The following is a 1,438-nucleotide window of genomic DNA, read 5'->3' on the forward strand; positions in this document are numbered from 1 at the left end:
CTAGTAGTACTTCGTTAACTTGTATTGATCTTGGTCGGCCTGTCGGGCATCCTGGTCGGCGTGAACTTGGGGGAGATTGAGCAACTCCGTGGCGAGTTGGCCGCGTTCGTGGCTGAGGTGTTCGCATCGGTGCCGCGGAAGGACACGCGCGGGTGGGGTGACTGCTACCTGCGCGGGTTGATGCTGGACGGTCGCAGGAAGTCGATCCAGCCGATGGCCGAGCGGCTGCCGGACGGGGACATGCAGGCCCTGCAGCAGTTCGTGAACCAGTCGCCGTGGGACCACGCGGCGGTGCTGCGGGCCGTGGCCCTCAAGACGGTTCCGGTGGTCGACCCGGTGGTGTGGGTGATCGACGACGTGTCGTTCCCCAAGGACGGGCGGATGTCCGTCGGAGTGGCCCGCCAGTGGTGCGGGGCGTTGGGCAAGCAGTCGAACTGCCAGGTGGGGGTGAGTCTGCATGCCGCCTCCGACACCGCGTCCGTGCCGATCTCCTGGCGCCTGTTCGTTCCCGCCGAGTGGCGGGACGACGCTGAACGCCGGGCGCGGACCGACATGCCGGAGGAGGTCGGGCACCGGGAGAAGTGGCGCCTGGCCCTGGACCTGATCGACGAGGCGATCGCCTGGGGTCTGGAGCCGAAGGTGATCGTCGCCGACGCCGGCTACGGCCAGATCACCGCGTTCCGCCACGGCCTGGCCGAACGCGGCCTGGACTACGTCGTCGCGGTCCGCTCCGACGAGTCCGCGCACCCCCACGACGCACTCCCCACCGCCCCGAACTGGAGCGGGAACGGCCGCAAACCCGCGCCCCGCTACCGGACGAAGGCCGGATCACTGCAGGCCCTGGCCACCGACGGCGGGCGCAAGGCCTTCCGCCAGGCCACCTGGCGCCGAGGCTCCAAGGGACCGATGCGCTCCCGCTTCCGGGGGCTCACAGTCCGGCCGGCGGGCGTCGCGGCCCGCACCCACGCCATGGCCCAGGCCGGCGGAGCGGCCGCCTGGGACGGCGTCCTACCCGAGACCACCCTGCTCAGCGAATGGCCCACCGGCGAGAAGGCACCCACCGAGTACTGGCTGACCAGCCTCCCCACCGATACCCCGACCCGCCACCTGGTCCGGCTCGCCAAGATGCGCTGGCGCATCGAGCACGACTACCGCGAGATGAAGCACGGCCTCGGGCTGGACCACTTCGAAGGCCGGACCTGGCGCGGCTGGCACCACCACGTCACCCTCGTCACCGCCGCCCACGCCTTCCTCACCCTCCGCCGCCTCGACCCAAAAGCCCAAGCACCGGCCTGACCCTCTACCAGGTCCTCGACCAACTCCAGGACCTGCTGAGCTGCTGGACCGGTGTCTGCCACACCTGTCAACGCCCGCTTCCCACACGGAAGTCCACAAGCCGAACACGACAGCCCACCCCAACCTAACGAAGTACTACTAG

1 protein-coding gene is annotated in these 1,438 nt (G+C 69.6%); it reads left to right on the top strand.

Going from position 1 to position 1,438, the window contains the following annotated elements; translation table 11 throughout:
• Nucleotides 1-60 precede the first annotated feature (60 nt).
• Complete coding sequence (locus tag PUR56_RS02575; protein WP_329947672.1) at nucleotides 61-1,296, top strand: IS701 family transposase; 1,236 nt, start codon at nucleotides 61-63, stop codon at nucleotides 1,294-1,296.
• Nucleotides 1,297-1,438: the final 142 nt, after the last annotated feature.

Origin of the sequence: Streptomyces sp. BE303 (assembly GCF_036290945.1) — a bacterium.
In the GTDB taxonomy this organism is placed as follows: domain Bacteria; phylum Actinomycetota; class Actinomycetes; order Streptomycetales; family Streptomycetaceae; genus Kitasatospora.